This is a genomic window from Pseudomonas sp. 21LCFQ02 (assembly GCF_024129895.2).
Classification (GTDB): Bacteria; Pseudomonadota; Gammaproteobacteria; order Pseudomonadales; family Pseudomonadaceae; genus Aquipseudomonas.
This window is the reverse complement of record NZ_JAMYEA020000002.1, coordinates 48,197-67,095: the sequence shown is the minus strand read 5'-3', so window position 1 is coordinate 67,095 and position 18,899 is coordinate 48,197. Positions and strand designations below refer to the sequence as shown.

Annotated in this window: 8 protein-coding genes; 3 read left to right on the top strand and 5 right to left on the bottom strand. The window is 61.4% G+C overall.

Features of this window, described 5'->3' with window-relative positions:
- Positions 1-1,734: a type I secretion system permease/ATPase gene (locus tag NJC40_RS28395; RefSeq protein WP_045492791.1), complete on the bottom strand. Its 1,734-nt coding sequence runs from the start codon at positions 1,732-1,734 to the stop codon at positions 1-3.
- A gap of 281 nt (positions 1,735-2,015) precedes the next feature.
- Between NJC40_RS28395 and NJC40_RS28390 the strand changes: the two genes are divergently transcribed.
- Positions 2,016-3,125 carry a glycosyltransferase family 4 protein gene (locus NJC40_RS28390; RefSeq protein ID WP_253142608.1) on the top strand — a complete coding sequence of 370 codons (1,110 nt, stop codon included), beginning with the start codon at positions 2,016-2,018 and terminating at the stop codon, positions 3,123-3,125.
- Between the two features lie 132 nt (positions 3,126-3,257).
- Here the strand turns inward: NJC40_RS28390 and NJC40_RS28385 are convergent, their stop codons facing one another.
- Entirely contained in the window at positions 3,258-3,860 is a 603-nt protein-coding gene (locus NJC40_RS28385; protein ID WP_045495035.1) for a class I SAM-dependent methyltransferase, read from the bottom strand.
- A gap of 431 nt (positions 3,861-4,291) precedes the next feature.
- Here NJC40_RS28385 and NJC40_RS28380 point away from each other — a divergent pair, with 431 nt between their 5' ends.
- Together NJC40_RS28380 and NJC40_RS28375 are read left to right on the top strand one after the other, a co-directional pair.
- Positions 4,292-12,313: an SPM autocatalytic domain-containing protein gene (locus NJC40_RS28380; protein WP_492180596.1), complete on the top strand. Its 8,022-nt coding sequence runs from the start codon at positions 4,292-4,294 to the stop codon at positions 12,311-12,313.
- Positions 12,314-12,391: 78 nt separating this feature from the next.
- The gene (locus NJC40_RS28375; protein ID WP_253141038.1) at positions 12,392-14,227 is read left to right on the top strand and encodes an O-linked N-acetylglucosamine transferase, SPINDLY family protein; all 1,836 of its coding nucleotides are present in this window, start codon (positions 12,392-12,394) and stop codon (positions 14,225-14,227) included.
- 93 nt (positions 14,228-14,320) lie between these two features.
- Here NJC40_RS28375 and NJC40_RS28370 read toward each other — a convergent pair whose 3' ends face one another.
- From NJC40_RS28370 to NJC40_RS28360, 3 genes are read right to left on the bottom strand one after another with little or no spacing between them, the layout of a single operon-like run.
- Positions 14,321-15,640, bottom strand: coding sequence for a TolC family outer membrane protein (locus NJC40_RS28370; protein ID WP_231906515.1), 1,320 nt, complete (start codon positions 15,638-15,640; stop codon positions 14,321-14,323).
- A gap of 2 nt (positions 15,641-15,642) precedes the next feature.
- Positions 15,643-16,977, bottom strand: a complete 1,335-nt coding sequence (locus tag NJC40_RS28365) for an HlyD family type I secretion periplasmic adaptor subunit (protein WP_045492802.1) — start codon at positions 16,975-16,977, stop codon at positions 15,643-15,645.
- 7 nt (positions 16,978-16,984) lie between these two features.
- Positions 16,985-18,736, bottom strand: coding sequence for a type I secretion system permease/ATPase (locus tag NJC40_RS28360; protein WP_045492805.1), 1,752 nt, complete (start codon positions 18,734-18,736; stop codon positions 16,985-16,987).
- Positions 18,737-18,899 lie beyond the last annotated feature (163 nt).

Sequence of the window (18,899 nt, the reverse complement as noted above, 5' to 3'; positions counted from 1 at the left end):
TCAGGCGCCGGCCGGAGCCGTACCTGCGCCAACCTGAGGCTGCTGGGCAGCCTGGTGTTGCTTGTTGAGCTCTTCCATCACTTGATCACGCGGACCGTACATCGTAATGGCACCATTCTGCATGACCAGCAGGCGGTCCAGCTGGGACAGGATGCTGGTGCGGTGGGTGATGACGAACACGGTCGAGCCGGCTTGCTTGAGCTGCGCAATGGCATGTGCCAGGGCACGCTCGCCGACCTCGTCGAGGTTGGAGTTCGGCTCGTCGAGCAGAATCACTTTCGGCATGCCGTACAGGGCACGGGCCAGACCGACACGCTGACGCTGACCGCCGGACAGGTTGACGCCGTCGCCGCCAATGACCGTGTCATAGCCCTCAGGCAGGAGCAGGATCATTTCGTGAACGCCGGCAATCTGCGCGGCCTGCACGACTTTCTGAGGATCGACTTCAGCGAAGCGGGCAATGTTCTCGCTGATGCTGCCTTCAAACAGCTCAATGTCCTGAGGCAAATAGCCGATGTGTGGACCGAGCAGTTCTTTGTCCCACTGGTGCAGGTCCGCACCGTCCAGACGCACAGAGCCATGCTGTGGCGCCCAGACGCCCATCAGGGCACGGGCCAGGGTCGATTTGCCTGAAGCGCTTGGGCCGATGATGCCGACTACGGCACCGGCCGGAACCCCGAAGCCAACACCTTTGAGAATGGGTGTCTTGGAGCCTGGCGCGCCGATGATCAGGTTTTCGACCTGAATGTTGCCCTTCGGAGCAGGCAGCGGCATGCGCTGCGGTTCGGCCTGGAGCTTGTCGAGGATGTCATTGAGGCGGTTGTATTGGGTACGCGCACCAATGAAGCCTTTCCAACTGCCAATGATCATGTCGATCGGCGCCAGGGCACGGCCTAGCAGTACGGAACCGGCGATCACGAGTGCGGCGTTGATCTCGTGGTTGATTGCCAGATAAGCACCCAGGCCGAGAATCAGCGACTGCACCCAGCTGCGGAATGTCTTGGACATCGAGCTGACCACACCGCCTTTGTCGCTGGCATTGGACTGCAGCAACAGCACTTTGCGCTGACGCTGGCTCCAGCGGGCAATCAGGGTATCGAGCATGCCCATCGATTCGATGACTTCGGCGTTGCGCAAGTTCTTGGTGGTATTGAGGGTTGCAGCGATGTTTTCCTTGTTGGCTTCAGCGAGCGCTTTGCCGGTCACCTTTTCGTTGGCATAGGCCAGGATCAGCAACACGATGGCACTGGCAATCGCCACCCAGCCATACCAGGGGTGGAACATGAACATCACGGCGATGTAGATCGGCAGCCAGGGCGCGTCGAAAAACGCAAATACCCCGTTACCCGTCATGAACTGTCGCAGACTGGTAAGGTCATTCATGGGCTGCGCAGAAGCATCCATACCCCCGCTTTCCAGGGCGCGCTTGAAGCTTGCCTTGTAGACGTGACGGCTGAGCAGAACATCGAGCTTGGTGCTGACCCGGACCATGATCCGCGAACGAACCCACTCCAGAGCGCCGGTGGTGATTACCAGAATGGACATGATGATGGTCAACATGGCCAGGGTGGTGAGGTTGTTGCTGGTCAGGACACGTCCGTAGACCTGCAGCATATAAAAGGTGGGGACCAACATCAGGGCATTGACAAACAGACTGAAGATACCGACTGATATGAAAGCGCCTTTACAGGCTTTTAGCGCAGCCTGCAAGCTGTTTTCATGAATTTTCTGCATAGCGTCCTGACTGCCCGGGGGTATGGAAAAGCGCAAAAGTGTATCACCCGGCTATCATGCAACAAATGAAAAATACGCCGCTGTAAAGTCCTCCAAGGAAATTTCCCACGCGGGAAATTTCCTTTTTTCAGGTTGGCTTGTGCCGTTTTCAAAGGGTAAAGTTCGACTTCGATTTGTTTTCTTACTGCTTGCCAGCGTCTGTGTTTCAGACGAACAACATGCCCATTTCCGGCAAGCCTTGCCTGGCTCATGACTTCTCAAGCAGTACCTACAGGTACTTCATGCGCGTTCTTCATTTCTTCAAAACCTACTACCCAGACACCACCGGCGGTATCGAGCAGGTGATGTTCCAGCTGTGCCAGGGCAGCCGCGCCTTTGGCGTGGAAGGCCAGGTGCTGACCCTGAGCCCCGAGCCCTCACCGGCACGTATTCAGGTGGCGGATCATGAGGTGGTGCGCGTTAAAGAGAACTTCAACCTGGCCTCTACCGGATTCTCCCTGCCGGTGTTTCGCCGGTTCAAGGAAATGGCCGCCGAAGCCGATCTGGTGCACTTTCATTTTCCGTGGCCGATGATGGACCTGGTGCACTTCGCAACTCGTCACGGGCGCCCAAGCGTACTGAGTTATCACTCGGACATTATCAAGCAGCGGACTTTGCTGAAGTTGTATGCGCCGCTCATGAATCAGATGCTCAAGAGCATGGACCGGATTCTGGTGGCGTCACCGAACTACCAGCGCACCAGCGAAACCTTGCAAGCTTTTGCAGACAAAACTGTAGTAGTGCCTTATGGGCTGGACGAGTCGGCCTACCCGCAGGTCTCGCCAGAGCGTCAGGCGCACTGGCAGCAGCAAGTACCGGAGAAGTTCTTTCTGTTTGTCGGAGTTTTGCGCTACTACAAAGGCCTGACCACGCTGCTCGATGCCCTGGAAGGTGCGGACTACCCGGTGCTGATTCTCGGCGGCGGGCCGCAGGAGCAGGAACTCAAGGCCCATGCCGAGCGCCTGAACTTGCGCAATGTGCGTTTTCTCGGGCGCCTGGATGACATCGACAAAGCCTGCCTGCTGCAGCGATGCCATGCCTTGGTATTTCCTTCGCATCTGCGCTCAGAAGCATTCGGCATTTCATTGCTTGAGGCGTCCATGTACGGCAAGCCAATGATCTCTTGCGAGATCGGCACCGGGACGACCTTTGTGAATCTGCATGAAGAAACCGGCCTGGCCATCCCGCCCGAAAACCCGCAAGCCTTGCGCGAAGCCATGCGCCGGCTGTGGGATGACCGGCAGTTGGCCGAGCGTTTTGGCCAGCAGGCCCGGGCGCGCTTCGAACAGGTGTTCACTGCCGAGCAGATGTGTGCCACGACCGTGCAGGTTTACCGGGAAGTGCTGAGCTGAGTCGGCAAGAGCATCTACTGTGACTGTGAGGCCGCTTGAGCAAGACGGATCGCCGCCCGCTCGTTCCACCGTATTTCAGATCAAAATCGGGGTGGGAAGCGGCCATTTGATGGCTATATAGCTAGCTAGCAATCAGGCCGGAAAGTGCTCGTTGGCCAAGGCCACTACTTGCTCTTCCGTGATCGGTGCCAGAGCCGCAATGGCCCACAGATCATAAGCCGGGTGCGTACGCTGAATCGGCAGGACCATATCGAAACCGGCAGCCTGCAGGGAGCCAGTCAATACCTTTTTGGTGAAGCCGCAACGGTGCGCCATGAAGGTATTGCCGTTGGCCATGGCCGGACGATGACCGTAGAGAATATCGATCGGGGCGATGGGGCCGGCAGGCGACACATAAGCCGCATCGGTCAGTTTGTCTTCAGCCACCAGCGCACAGACTGATTGCAGATCCGGGCAGGTAATGACCACAAATCCGCCAGGCTTGAGCACTCGCTTGAATTCAGCCAATGCCACCGGGACCTCATGAGGATAGAGGTGCTCGATGTTGTGGCTGGAAAACAGCGCATCCACCGAGGCGTCCTTGACCTGGGACATGTCGGTCATGGTCCCCACGATATCCGGATTGACGCTTTGGTCGATATCGAAGCGCAGTTCCTGCCATTGCTCAGAAGCAAAGCCCTTGGTGGTACCGCTCTTGTTCTTCGGACCGCAACCTACATGAAGGAAGGTTTTCACAATCAATTACTCGATCAAGGCCCTTGCTGGCTAGCCAGAGGGTGATGGGGAAGTACTCCGCCGGTCAGCGGGGTTGCCACGCACACTAGGTCAAGAGCCCAAGAGGGTCAAGGTCAGCCAGGGCACGCTGGCTGACAAGAAAAAGCGCACCTATAAAATGGATCCAATATTCATGCCACATACCACAAAATCATTAATGTCAATAGGTTTTCGTTCGGTTAATTTTTTATAACCAAAAAGCTATAAAAGGCAAAATGCCACCAGAAATCGGTCTTAATGTTTCAAGAATCCCAGTCGCTAACGATGACACGTGGGTAACCATTACCCCCTTTTTCCGACCCCGGCGGCAACGCTGACATTGTGGTAATCACCTTAGATAGGACATGCACATGGGCTTTATTTCCTCTTTGACTACCGCACAAGTTGCTGCCTTGAGCACCACGACCATTGCCGGTCTGGCGGCAGGAGACATTGCAGACTTCAGCACCGCTCAGATCGCTGCGCTGACCACCGCGCAGATTCCGGCCTTCAGCAAGGCCAACATCGCGCTGTTCAGCACCGCTCAGGTGCCAGGGTTTACCACCGCGCAAGTCGCGGCATTGACGACCGCGCAGGTGCCCAGCCTGACGACCGCACAGATCGTTGCACTGAGCACCGCTCAGGTCGCGGCGTTTGAAACTGTTGATTTTGCTGCGCTGCCAGTGGCCAGCGTTGGTGCCCTGACCACTGCTCAAGTGGCCAACCTGACCACCGCTCAAGTCGTGGCGCTGACCACCGCGCAAGCAGCTGCCTTGAAACCGGCTCAAGCGGCTGCGCTGACGACTGCACAAATCGTCGCCCTGCAGAACGCTGACCTGGCTGCACTGACCACCGCCTCTGTGGCCGGTCTGACCACCGCACAGGTTGCAGCCCTGACCACCGCACAAATTCCTGGCCTGACCGTCGCACAGATCGCCGCGCTGCCAACCGCTGATGTCGCGGCACTGACCACCGCCCAGGTCGTCGCCCTGAGCACCGCTCAAGTGGCGGCGCTGACCACGGCACAAGTTTCCAACCTGACCACCGCTCAGGTCGCCGCACTCGAAACTGTCGACGTCGCCGCGCTGACCAGCGCCCAGATCGTGGCACTGTCCACGGATCAAGTGGCTGCACTGACCACCGCTCAAGTCGCCGCCCTCAAGCCGACTCAAGTCGCCGCCCTGCAAACCGTTGACCTGGCCGCTCTGACCACCGCCCAGGTCGTGGCACTGGGCACCGCTCAGGTCGCAGCACTGACCACCGCTCAAGTGGCCAACCTGACCACTGCCCAAGTGGCTGCGCTGGAGACCGTTGACTTCGCTGCGTTGTCAGCTGCCAACGTCGGCGCACTGACGACCGCCCAAGTGGCCGCCTTGACCACCGCTCAGGTCGTGGCGCTGACCACCGCTCAGGCGGCTGCGCTGAAGCCAGCCCAGGTTGCAGCCCTGACCACCGCTCAGGTCGCCGCCCTGCAAAACGCCGATCTGGCGGCACTGACCACCGCAGCCATCGCTGGTCTGACCACCGCACAGGCCGCTGCACTGACCACCGCACAGATCCCAGGCCTGACCGTTGCCCAGATCGCTGCGCTGCCGACTGCTGACGTCGCAGCCCTGACCACCGCCCAGGTCGTCGCCCTGAGCACCGCTCAAGTGGCGGCGCTGACCACGGCACAAGTTTCCAACCTGACCACCGCTCAGGTCGCCGCACTCGAAACTGTCGACGTGGGTGCTCTGACCACGGCTCAGGTTGTCGCGCTGTCCACCGCTCAGGTCGCGGCCCTGACCACCGCTCAAGTCGCCGCACTCAAGCCGGCGCAAGTCGCCGCCCTGCAAACCGTCGATGTGGCCGCTCTGACTACCGATCAAGTGGCTGCACTGGGTACTGCCCAAGTGGCTGCACTGACCACCGCTCAAGTGGCCAACCTGACCACCGCTCAGGTGGCCGCGCTGGAAACCGTTGACTTCGCAGCCCTGTCAGTTGCCAACATCGGCGCACTGACTACCGCCCAAGTGGCCGCGCTGACCACGGCTCAAGTCGTCGCACTGAGCACTGCTCAAGCCGCGGCACTGAAGCCAGCCCAGGTCGCGGCCCTGACGACCGCTCAGGTCGCTGCACTGCAAAACGCCGACCTTGCTGCCCTGACCACGGCGGCTGTCGCCGGTCTGACCACTGCCCAAGTGGCGGCGCTGACCACCGCTCAAGTGCCAGGCCTGACCGTTGCCCAGATCGCCGCGCTGCCAACCGCTGACGTCGCAGCCCTGACCACCGCCCAGGTTGTCGCCTTGAGCACCGCTCAAGTGGCCGCCTTGACCACCGCTCAAGTGGCCAACCTGACCACCGCTCAAGTGGCAGCTCTGGAAACCGTTGATGTCGGTGCACTGACCAGCGCCCAGCTGGTGGCGCTGACCACGGCTCAAGTGGCAGCTCTAACGACCGCTCAAGTCGCCGCTCTCAAACCGACGCAGATCAGCGCCCTGGAAAACGCCGATGTCGCCGCGCTGACCACCGCTCAAGTGGTCGCACTGGGCACCGCTCAAGTCGCTGCGCTGAAAACCGCTCAGGTCGCGGCACTGACCACTGCACAAGTCGCTGCCCTGGAAACGGCTGATATTGCCGCTCTGCCTGCGGCCAGCGTTGCTGCATTGACCACTGCTCAGGTCGCTGCACTGACCACCGGCCAGGTTGTCGCGCTGACTACTGCTCAAGTGGCTGCACTGACCACCACGCAGGTTTCCAACCTGACCACCGCTCAGGTGGCCGCGCTGGAAACCGCTGATGTCGGCGCACTGACCAGCGCCCAGATCGTGGCACTGTCCACGGATCAAGTGGCTGCACTGACCACCGCTCAAGTCGCCGCCCTCAAGCCGACTCAAGTCGCCGCTCTGCAAACCGTCGATCTGGCCGCCCTGACCACCGCTCAGGTGGTGGCACTGGGTACCGCTCAGGTCGCAGCACTGACCACCGCTCAAGTGGCTGCATTGACCACCGCGCAGGTCGCCGCACTGGAAACCGTTGACTTCGCAGCGTTGCCAGCCGCCAGTATCGGTGCTCTGACCACTGCCCAAGTGGCCGCGCTGACCACTGCTCAAGTCGTCGCACTGAGCACTGCTCAAGCCGCCGCACTGAAGCCAGCACAAGTTGCTGCCCTGACGACCGCTCAGGTCGCGGCACTGCAGAACGCCGACCTCGCAGCGCTGACCACTGCAGCTGTCGCCGGTCTGACCACTGCCCAAGTGGCGGCGCTGACCACCGCTCAGGTGCCAGGCCTGACCGCTGCCCAGATCGCTGCGCTGCCGACTGCTGACGTCGCAGCCCTGACCACCGCCCAGGTCGTCGCCCTGAGCACCGCTCAAGTCGCCGCATTGACCACCGCTCAAGTGGCCAACCTGACCACGGCTCAAGTGGCCGCGCTGGAAACTGTCGACGTGGGTGCCCTGACCACCGCTCAGGTCGTCGCGCTGGGCACCGCTCAGGTTGCGGCACTGACCACCGCTCAAGTCGCCGCCCTCAAGCCGGCCCAGATCACCGCCCTGCAAACCGTTGACCTGGCCGCGCTGACCACCGATCAAGTCGCAGCGCTGGGTACTGCTCAGATCGCCGCATTGACCACCGCTCAAATCGCGGCACTGACCACGGCTCAAGTCGCCGCGCTGGAAACCGTTGACTTCGCCGCACTGCCTGTCGCCAGCGTAGGAGCCCTGACCACTGCTCAGGTCGCCGCACTGACTACCGGCCAGGTCGTTGCTCTGACCACCGCTCAGGCAGCGGCGCTGAAACCAGCTCAGGTTGCAGCACTGACCACCGCTCAGGTCGCGGCCCTGCAAAACGCCGACCTCGCAGCCCTGACCACAGCGGCTGTCGCCGGTCTGACCACCGCTCAAGTGGCCGCGCTGACCACCGCTCAGGTGCCAGGCCTGACCGTTGCCCAGATCGCCGCGCTGCCAACCGCTGACGTCGCAGCCCTGACCACCGCCCAGGTTGTCGCCTTGAGCACCGCTCAAGTCGCCGCATTGACCACGGCTCAAGTCGCTAACCTGACCACGGCTCAAGTCGCCGCACTGGAAACCGTTGATGTCGGTGCACTGACCAGCGCCCAGCTGGTGGCGCTGACCACGGCTCAAGTGGCTGCACTGACCACCGCTCAAGTCGCCGCTCTCAAACCGACGCAGATCAGCGCCCTGGAAAACGCCGATGTCGCTGCCCTGACCACCGCTCAGGTCGTGGCCTTGGGCACCGCACAAGTGGCGGCGCTGAAAACGTCTCAGGTTGCTGCACTGACCACCGCTCAAGTCGCTGCACTGGAAACGGCTGATATTGCCGCTCTGCCAGCGGCCAGCGTCGCCGCGCTGACCACTGCCCAGGTTGCTGCACTGACCACCGGCCAGGTTGTCGCGCTGACGACCGCTCAAGTGGCTGCACTGACCACCACGCAGGTTTCCAACCTGACCACCGCTCAGGTGGCCGCGCTGGAAACCGCTGATGTCGGCGCACTGACCACCGCCCAGGTTGTCGCGCTGTCCACCGCCCAGGTCGCTGCACTGACTACCGCTCAAGTCGCGGCTCTCAAGCCAACTCAGGTGGCTGCGCTGCAAACCGTTGACCTGGCCGCCCTGACCACCGCCCAAGTGGTTGCACTGGGTACCGCTCAAGTGGCCGCGCTGACCACGGCTCAAGTGGCTGCACTGACCACTGCCCAGGTTGCCGCGCTGGAAACGGTCGATGTTGCTGCCCTGCCAGCCGCCAGCGTCGGTGCCCTGACCACTGCACAGGTCGCCGCACTGACTACCGGCCAGGTCGTTGCCTTGACCACCGCTCAGGCCGCTGCGCTGAAGCCGGCCCAGGTTGCTGCCCTGACCACCGCTCAGGTCGCCGCACTGCAAAACGCTGATCTCGCAGCGCTGACCACAGCTGCTGTGGCCGGTCTGACTACAGCCCAAGTAGCTGCTCTGACCACCGCTCAGGTGCCAGGCCTGACCGCTGCCCAGATCGCCGCGCTGCCAACCGCAGACGTCGCAGCCCTGACCACCGCCCAGGTCGTGGCCCTGAGCACCGCTCAAGTCGCCGCATTGACCACCGCTCAAGTGGCCAACCTGACCACGGCTCAAGTGGCCGCGCTGGAAACTGTCGACGTGGGTGCACTGACCACCGCTCAGGTTGTCGCGCTGGGCACCGCTCAGGTTGCAGCACTGACCACCGCTCAAGTCGCGGCCCTCAAGCCGGCCCAGATCACCGCCTTGCAAACCGTTGACCTGGCCGCGCTGACCACCGATCAAGTCGCAGCGCTGGGTACTGCCCAAGTCGCGGCTCTGACCACCGCTCAAGTGGCTGCACTGACGACTGCCCAGGTCGCTGCACTGGAAACGGCTGATCTGGCGGCTCTGTCGGCAGCCAATGTCGGTGCATTGACCACCGCTCAGGTCGCCGCACTGACTACCGGCCAGGTCGTCGCTCTGACCACCGCTCAGGCGGCTGCACTGAAACCTGCCCAGGTTGCTGCACTGACCACCGCTCAGGTCGCCGCCCTGCAAAACGCCGACCTTGCTGCCCTGACTACGGCGGCTGTGGCCGGTCTGACCACTGCCCAAGTGGCGGCGCTGACCACCGCTCAGGTGCCAGGCCTGACCGTTGCCCAGATCGCTGCCCTGCCAACCGCAGACGTGGCCGCATTGACCACCGCCCAGGTTGTCGCCTTGAGCACCGCTCAAGTGGCCGCCTTGACCACCGCTCAAGTGGCCAATCTGACCACTGCTCAAGTCGCCGCACTGGAGACCGTCGACGTTGGTGCACTGACCAACGCCCAGCTGGTGGCGCTGACCACGGCTCAAGTGGCCAACCTGACCACCGCTCAAGTCGCCGCACTCAAACCAACGCAGATCAGCGCCCTGGAAAACGCCGATGTCGCTGCCCTGACCACCGCTCAGGTCGTGGCCTTGGGCACCGCACAAGTGGCGGCGCTGAAAACATCTCAGGTTGCTGCACTGACCACCGCTCAAGTCGCTGCACTGGAAACGGCTGATATTGCTGCTCTGCCTGCGGCCAGCGTCGCCGCGCTGACCACTGCTCAGGTTGCTGCACTGACCACCGGCCAGGTTGTCGCGCTGACGACCGCTCAAGTGGCTGCACTGACCACCACGCAGGTTTCCAACCTGACCACCGCTCAGGTGGCCGCGCTGGAAACCGCTGATGTCGGCGCACTGACCACCGCCCAGGTCGTCGCCCTGAGCACGGCTCAGGTCGCTGCACTGACCACCGCTCAAGTCGCGGCTCTCAAGCCAACTCAAGTCGCCGCTCTGCAAACCGTTGACCTGGCCGCCCTGACCACCGCCCAAGTGGTGGCACTGGGTACCGCTCAGGTCGCAGCACTGACCACCGCTCAAGTGGCTGCACTGACCACTGCGCAGATCGCCGCACTGGAAACCGTTGACTTCGCAGCGTTGCCAGCCGCCAGCGTCGGTGCCCTGACCACCGCTCAGGTCGCCGCCCTGACTACCGACCAGGTCGTTGCCTTGACCACCGCTCAGGCGGCTGCACTGAAACCGGCCCAGGTTGCTGCACTGACCACCGCTCAGGTCGCTGCACTGCAAAACGCCGACCTCGCAGCGCTGACCACGGCGGCTGTGGCCGGTCTGACCACAGCACAAGCGGCGGCGCTGACCACCGCTCAGGTGCCAGGCCTGACCGCTGCCCAGATCGCTGCCCTGCCAACCGCAGACGTGGCCGCCCTGACCACCGCCCAGGTTGTCGCCTTGAGCACCGCTCAAGTCGCCGCATTGACCACGGCTCAAGTCGCTAACCTGACCACCGCTCAAGTGGCGGCACTGGAAACTGTCGATGTCGGTGCACTGACCAGCGCCCAGCTGGTGGCGCTGACCACGGCTCAAGTGGCTGCCCTGACGACTGCTCAAGTCGCCGCTCTCAAGCCGACTCAGATCAGCGCCCTGGAAAACGCCGATGTGGCTGCCCTGACCACCGCTCAAGTGGTTGCGCTGGGCACCGCGCAAGTGGCCGCGCTGAAGACCGCTCAGGTCGCTGCGTTGACCACCGCTCAGGTGGTTGCACTGGAAACCGCTGACCTCGCTGCTCTGCCTGCGGCCAGCGTTGCCGCGCTGACCACTGCCCAGGCGGCCGCACTGACCACTGGCCAAATCGTCGCACTGAGTACTGCTCAAGTCGCGGCCCTGACCACCACTCAAGTGGCCAACCTGACCACCACACAGGTGGCGGCACTGGAAACTGCGGACGTTGCAGCCCTCACCACGGCTCAAATCGTCGCGCTGACCACCGCTCACGTGGCCGCTCTGACCACCGCACAGGTTGTGGCTCTCACCGCGACTCAGTTCAGCGCCATGCAGACGGCTGATATTGCAGCGCTGACCACCGCTCAGATCGCCGCGATTCAGACGACCGACACGGCCGCACTGACCACGGCGCAAGTGGCTGCTCTGACCACCACGCAGATCACGGCACTGACCACCGCTCAGTTGTCGAATCTGAGCATGACCCAGGTCAACGCATTCACCACCGCACAGATTCAAGCGATGAATGCCGCCCAGGTCGATGCCATGGCGCTGTCGACTCCGCTGGTTCTGGACCTCAACGGTGACGGCGTGCAGACCTCGCATCTGCTCAACGGCACTCGCTTTGACCTGAACGCCGACGGCCATAAAGAAAATACCGGCTGGACTGCCGGTGGCGATGGCTTGCTGGTTCTGGACGTCAATGGCGACGGCCAGGTCAACAATGGTTCCGAGCTGTTCGGTTCGTCCTTCCGCCTGCCTGACGGCTCGCTGGCCAAGGACGGTTTCCAGGCTCTGCAAAGCCTGGACAGCAACGGTGATGGCGTGATCAATGCCGGTGACCAACTGTTCAGCGCCCTGCAAGTCTGGGTCGACAGCAACAACGATGGGGTCAGCGACGCCGGCGAGCTGCACAGCCTGAAAGATCTGGGTATCACTCAGTTCAATCTGGATGCGGCCAAGACCACCGAGTTGAACCACGGCAACCTGATCGGCCTGCAAGCCAGCTTCGAGACCAGCGATGGTCAGAGCCACACCATTGCCGACGTCTGGTTCCATACCCAGGCCGGCGGTAACCAGTCTCTGGACCTGACGCAACTCAATGCTGCCGTGGTTGGCAAACTGGGCGCGATCGATCTGGCGAGTGACAACGGTGAGGCCACCAGCCTGACCGTCGACGCCAAGGCCGTCGCGCAACTGGGCCAGGCCGGCCAGGTGGATCTGGGCAACGGTGCAGCTGCGCCGGTGCAGATGATCATCAACGGCGACCAGAACGACAGCGTGCACATCCAGGGCGCCACTGGCGAGTGGCAAGCAGCCGGTACCGCCACCATCGATGGCACCAGCTACAACGTGTACAACGAGGGTGACGTGCAACTGCTGGTCGCCACTGACGTTCACACTTGGATTAACTGATATTCAGTGTTAAACCTTTGATAGACCTTGATACCGGACTCGCAAGAGTCCGGTATTTTTTTATGGGTGGAGCCCTGAATGCTTACCGAGAATCTTCAAAGCCCGGATCTGGATGTCATGCTGGCTGCGGCCCTGCAGTTGTCCGGACAGGTCGCTCTGGAACCGATGCAACTGCTGCAGACCGCCGAGCGCCTCAATGCTGCGCAACGTTTCAATGATGTCGCGGCGCTGTATCAGCGCTGGCTTGGGCATTGCCATTCGGCGGTCAATTACGTCATCCAGTTCAATCTGGGCGTGACCCTCACCCAGTTGGGACAGTTGGCCGAGGCCGAGCAGGCTTACCAGGCCGCCGTCGCCCAGAATCCGGAGTTCGCCCAGGCCTGGTTCAACCTGGGCACCTTGCAGGAACGCCAGCAGCAACCCCAGCAGGCACTGGCCACCTGGCAGTCAATCCTCGACAAGGGCATGGTCGATCCGCAGCAAAGTCGTGATCTGTATCTGATGGTGTGCAACAACCTGGGGCGATTGCTGGAGGAAACCCGCCAGTTGCAAGCCGCCGAAGCGATTCTGCGCACCAGCCTGGAAGTCGACCCGGCCCAGCCGAAGGTCATTCAACACTGGGTGCATCTGCGTCAGAAACAGTGCGTGTGGCCGGTGTATGCACCGCCGGCCGGTGTCACCCAGGGTGATCTGCTCAAGGCTTCCTCACCACTGGCCCTGCTGGCCGGCAGTGATGATCCTGGCCTGCAACTGGCCGGTGCCATGCATTTCGCCAGAGAGCGGGTCAATGTGCGGGTACCGGCTCTGGCGGGTGATCAAGGCTATGCACATTCGAAGCTGCGCATCGGTTTTTTGTCTTCGGATTTCTGCCTGCATGCGGTGTCGCTGCTGACCGTGGAACTGTTCGAACTGATCGATCGTGAACGCTTTGAGGTGTACGGCTTCTGCTGGAGCCGTGAAGATGGCTCGGCCCTGCGACAGCGGGTAAAGAGCGCCATGGATCACTTCGTACGTATTGCCGATCTGGACGACGCAACGGCCGCGCACCTCATCCGCCAGCATGAGATCGATATTCTTATCGACCTGCATGGCCTGACCTCCGGTGCACGGCCAAACATCCTGGCCTGGCGGCCAGCCCCGGTGCAGATGACCTATCTGGGTTTCCCTGGCCCGACCGGATTGCCGGGTATCGATTATGTGATTGCCGATCGGTATCTGATCCCTGACCAGGAGCGCCCTTACTACAGCGAAAAACCGCTGTATCTGGCGCAGATCTACCAATGCAGCGATCGCCAGCGCCCAGTCGCCGAGTTGCCGAGCCGCGCCCAGTGTGGCTTGCCAGACGATCGCTTCGTGTTCTGCTCATTCAACAATAATTACAAGTTCAATGAAGAGGTGTTCGATAGCTGGATGCGCATTCTGCAGCGCGTGCCGGACAGTGTGTTGTGGTTACTGGCTGACAATCAGTGGGCTCAAGCCAATCTATGCGCCCGTGCCAGACAGCACGGCATTGATACGCAGCGGTTGATCTTCGCCCCGCGGGTATCGCCAGAGCAGTATCTGGCGCGCTATAGCGCTGCCGATCTGTTTCTCGATGCCTATCCATTCAACGCCGGCACCACGGCCAACGATGCGCTGTGGATGGGCCTGCCCGTGCTGACCCGCTCGGGCCGCACCTTCGCCTCACGCATGGCCGGCGCACTGCTGACCGCCCTGGACCTGCCAGAGTTGATCACCACGACGCTGGCTGACTATGAGGAACGTGCAGTGCAACTGGCCACCGATCCGCAACGGCTGCCCGACCTGCGTCAACGCCTGGTCAACGGCCGGGAAACATCTGTCCTGTTCAACTCGCCTGCATTCGTGCGGGACTTCGAAACGGCCCTTATCAGCGTGGCACCCAAGCAGGGGTAGCCGCATGGCTGCCCGTTCAGTTCGATTGCAGGGACGAGCTTGCTCGTGAAGAGGCCGGCTCAGACATTACATCTGTATGGCCATGCGGCCGATTCAGAACAGCGCCTGCACCTTCTCCAGCTTGGCACGGGTCATCTGGCCGGTGCGGGTGTGCAAGTTGACGTAGCTCAGCAACATGGCCAGGCGAGTATCAAGCAGATCGCGCTTGGCCGAAAACAGCCGCTGCTGAGCGTCGAGGATGTCCACGGTGGAGCGCACTCCGCCTTGATAGCCTTTTTCTGCCGACTGCAGGGCCAACTGGCTGGAGCGCACAGCCGTGACCAGCGCCTTGATCTTCTCGCCACCGGCCACCACCCCCAGGTAGTTGGCTTCGATGTCTTCGGTCAGCTGCTGCAACTGGCTGTCGTAGCTTGAACGGGCGCTTTCCAATGCCGAACGGGCTTTTTCCGAAGAGGCGCTGACGCCACCGCCCTGATACAGCGGAATGTCCACGACGACTCCCACGTAGTAGGTCGATTGGCGCTGCGACAGCTCGTTGAGGTCGCTCTGATCGACCCGGGCCACGCGGCCACTCAGGGCCACGGTCGGGTAATGCCCGGACTTCTGCAGCTTCAGGTTGGCTTCGGCCACCTTGATCGTGGCCCGGCTGACGCCCAGTTCAGCAGCGGCCTGATCGGCCTTGAACATCCAGTAGTCGAGATCTTCCTCTGGGGCCAGCAGAACGGTCATGGGGGACTGCTCCTGCATCGGACGGATGTCCACAGTCGGCACGCCGGCCCTGCCGGACAGTTTGCGCAACGCGGCCCGGCGCCGGGCCTGCAGTTCGATTTCCTGGGCGCTGATCGAATCCAGCCGGGCCTGAGCTTCCTCCATATCAGTAACGGTGCCTTCGCCGGCATCGAACAGACGCTTGGACTGTTTGGCCAGGCCGGCAATCGAAGTCTTCTGCTGGGAGGTCAACAGCAGCTCGTTCTCGACCTGAGCCACATCAAAGTAAGCTTCAACCACCCGGTCGAACAGGCTCTGCCCGGCCCCCTCATACTGCGCCTCACCTAACCGTGCCCGGGCCTTGGCTTGCTCGAAAGCCGCCCAGCGGCCTTTGTCGTAAAGAGGCTGACTGACTGTCAGGGCGATGCTGTCGGACGCGTACTGGTCCTCACTGCTGTTGGGGGTTGCCCGCTTGTTGAACTGACCTCCATGACCATAGCGCGAGTTGATCGCCACCTGAGGCAACAAGCCGCTGCGACCAATGGCTTCTTCCTGACGGGAGGCCTGGTAGTCATGCCCCGACACCTGGTACGCCGCATCGTTGAGCCGCGAGGCGTCATAGAAAGCCAGCAGCGAAAGAGCCTCATCGGCCGCCAGTGCACGACAGGAGAACACCACTGTGAGCAGGACCAGGGCTATGCGCATGCTCATTCCTCCTTAAGCGCACCGGCCATACGCTCGGTGATCGGCTGCATCAGGTAGTTGGCCAACGTCCGCTCGCCGGTCTTGACCAGCACCTCGGCCTGCATGCCGGGTTTGATCTCCAGACCCATTTCACGCAGATGCACCACCTCTTCAGGGCTGACAGAGACTTCAACGGCGAAATACGGCGTGTTGTTGTGCTCGTCGATCAACTGATCAGCCGATACGGTCTCGACCTTGCCAGTAATGACCGGGGTATGCACACGCTGCAAAGAACCGAAGCGCAGATCAACGACCAGCCCGGGCTTGAGGCGGTCAGCCATCATCGGCGGAAACTGCGCCTTGACCACCCAACTCGACCCCAGCGGTACGATGTCCATCAGCCGCTGGCTGGCCGGCGCAATACCGCCTACGGTGTGGACCACCAGGCTCATCACCTGGCCGGCCACCGGGGCCACGATCGAAGCGCTGTTGACTTCAAATTCCAGGCCCTTGATCTGGTCAGCCAGGCTGGAGCTTTGTGCAGACACCTGGGTCAGTTGAGCTTCAGCCTCGCTACGAAACACCTGGCTCTGTTGCAGCGACTTGAGCCGGCTTTCGTTGATGGCCTGCCGGGTGCGGCCGATATCGGAGATGGTTGCCGCCAGTTGCGCGCTCAACTGGGCAGCGGTGCTTTCGGCCTCGAATAATCGATTACGCGGCAGGTAGCCTTCACCGGCCAGTTCACGCATGCCCTTGAGGCTTTGCTGTTGAAACTGCAGTTGCGCCGAATGGTTGCGCTTGATTTCTTCATAGCCGGCCAGTTGCTGGTTCAGCGAGTCGACTTCGTGCTGGTTGATCTGCAACCGGCTGGCCAGCTCGGCACGCCGTGTGGCGAACAGATAGCCTTGCAGTTCCATGGCCGCCTTGGCCCGAGGGTCATTGGCCCGCGCCAACAGGTCCTGCGACCAGGGGATGCTTTTTTGATCCATACGCTCGGCCATCAGCCGCTCTTCGACTGCCCGGGCACTGATCCATTGTCCCATGGCCACGTCCAGCTGCGACTTGGCCTGTACGGTATTGAGCTGCACCAACACCTGGCCCTGCTGAACCTGGTCGCCTTCACGTACCAGAATCCGGTCAATGATTCCGCCGGTGCGCGACTGTACAGTCTTGCGCTCGCCCGCGACGACAACGGTACCGCTGCCGACTACGCCTCGATCGAGTGGCGCCAGGCCAGCCCAGAGAATAAAACCTCCAAGGCCGATCAGCAGGCACCAGACACCGATACGGGCAATCTTGCGGGCCTCGACATCAGGCCTGGCCAGTGGAGTCGAAAGCTCATTTGAAGTGACTGGCATGATGGCCTCAGGCTTGGGGATTGCTGACTTCTGGATCGACAGTCGTCGGGCTCGCAGCAGCACCCGGTTTCTGGGCGTTCTGCGGCACCAGGGTCTTCATCACCTGATCACGCGGACCGTACAACTGCTGTATGCCGTCTTTGATGAATAACAACTTGTCGACCACACCCAGCACGCTAGGCCGATGCGTCACCAAGACCACCGTGCTGCCATCAGCCTTGAGTTGCCGTAGCGCCTGGAGCAATGCCGCCTCACCGGCTTCATCGAGGTTGGAGTTCGGCTCATCAAGCACCACCAGTGCCGGCTTGCCGTATAGCGCTCGAGCCAGGCCGACACGTTGCTTCTGACCACCAGAAAGCCCCAGGCCGCCATTGCCCAGCAAGGTGTCATAGCCCTTGGGAAAGTGCAGGATCATTTCGTGAATGCCGGCCAGTTGCGCCGCTTCGATGACCTTGCTTGAATCGACCTCGCCAAACCGGGCGATATTTTGCGCGATCGTGCCGTCGAACAGTTCGATGTCCTGAGGCAGATAACCCAGGTGCGGGCCCAATGCTTCACGCGACCATTGGCTGATTTCTGCATTATCCAGGCGCACCGAACCGTGGCTGGTCGGCCAGATGCCCACCATGGCACGAGTCAAGGATGACTTGCCTGAAGCACTGGGGCCAATGATCGCCAGCACTTCGCCCTTGTCCAGTTTGATCGTTACACCATTGACGGCAGGCCGCTGCTGGCCCGGCGGGGTCACCACCAACCGCTCGATGCTCAAGGCCCCGCTGGGTGCCGGCAATGGCATACGCGCAGGCTCTTGAGGAAACTCCTTGAGCAGCCGGTTGAGGCGCTCGTAACTGCTCTTGGCGCTGCCCATTTGTTTCCATGATCCGATCAAGGCTTCAGCCGGCGCCATGGCGCGGCCCAGCAGTACCGAAACGGCAATCATCACCCCGGCAGAAATCTGGTTTTCAATGACCAACACCGCGCCCAGCCCCAAGGCCAGGGATTGCCAGGTCATACGCACGAAGCGCGACAGCGCTGCAATCAATGAGCTGCGATCACTGGCTTCGCCCTGCTCGGTGATGACCCGCTGCTGAACCTCGAACCAGCGCCGACGCAATGGCGTGAGCATGCCGAGTGCCTGAATGACTTCGGCATTCTGCAAGGTGCTGTTCACATAGCTGGAGGAAGACACGGATAGACGATTGGCTTCGCTCATGCTTTTGCGCGTGGCCAGTTCGTTCCAGATCCCCAGCCCGACCAGGATCAGCGAACCTACTACGGTGAAGACCCCCAGCCATGGATGAAACAAAAAAGTCGCTACCAGGTAGATCGGCAGCCAGGGCGCGTCGAACAATGCCACTACCCCAGGACCGGTGACAAACTGACGAATGCTGTTGAGGTCACTCAAGACCTGCGCCGGGTTGGCATTGTGTTCCTTTAGGCTGCGCTGGAAAGCCGCATCAAAGACTCGCTCACCAAGGTGGGTATCCAGTCCGGCACTCATCTTGATCATGACCTGGCCACGCACCCACTCCAGGGCGCAGCTCAGCGCGAAAAAGATCAGCAGGATCAGGCTCAGCATTAGCAGCGTGGTTTCGTTACGGCTGGTCAGCACCCGGTCGAAGACTTGCATCATATAAACAGAAGGAACCAGCATCAGTAGGTTGATTACCCCACTGAACAATGCCAGCACGCCGAAAAGGCGCCGATAACGCAACAGTGCGGCATCGATATCGCGCTTGGGATCAAGAAAAAATCGCATGGCATCCTGGAAAAAGAGTGGCGGGATGATGAGCAGTAGTGACGCGGTGTCACAGAGACGGAGCCAATGATTGACGGCGCGATGCTAGCAGTTTGCCCCATACTCATGAACAGCACGAACCCTGTCCACACACGCTTATTTCATCGGCTTGCATGCTGTGTTC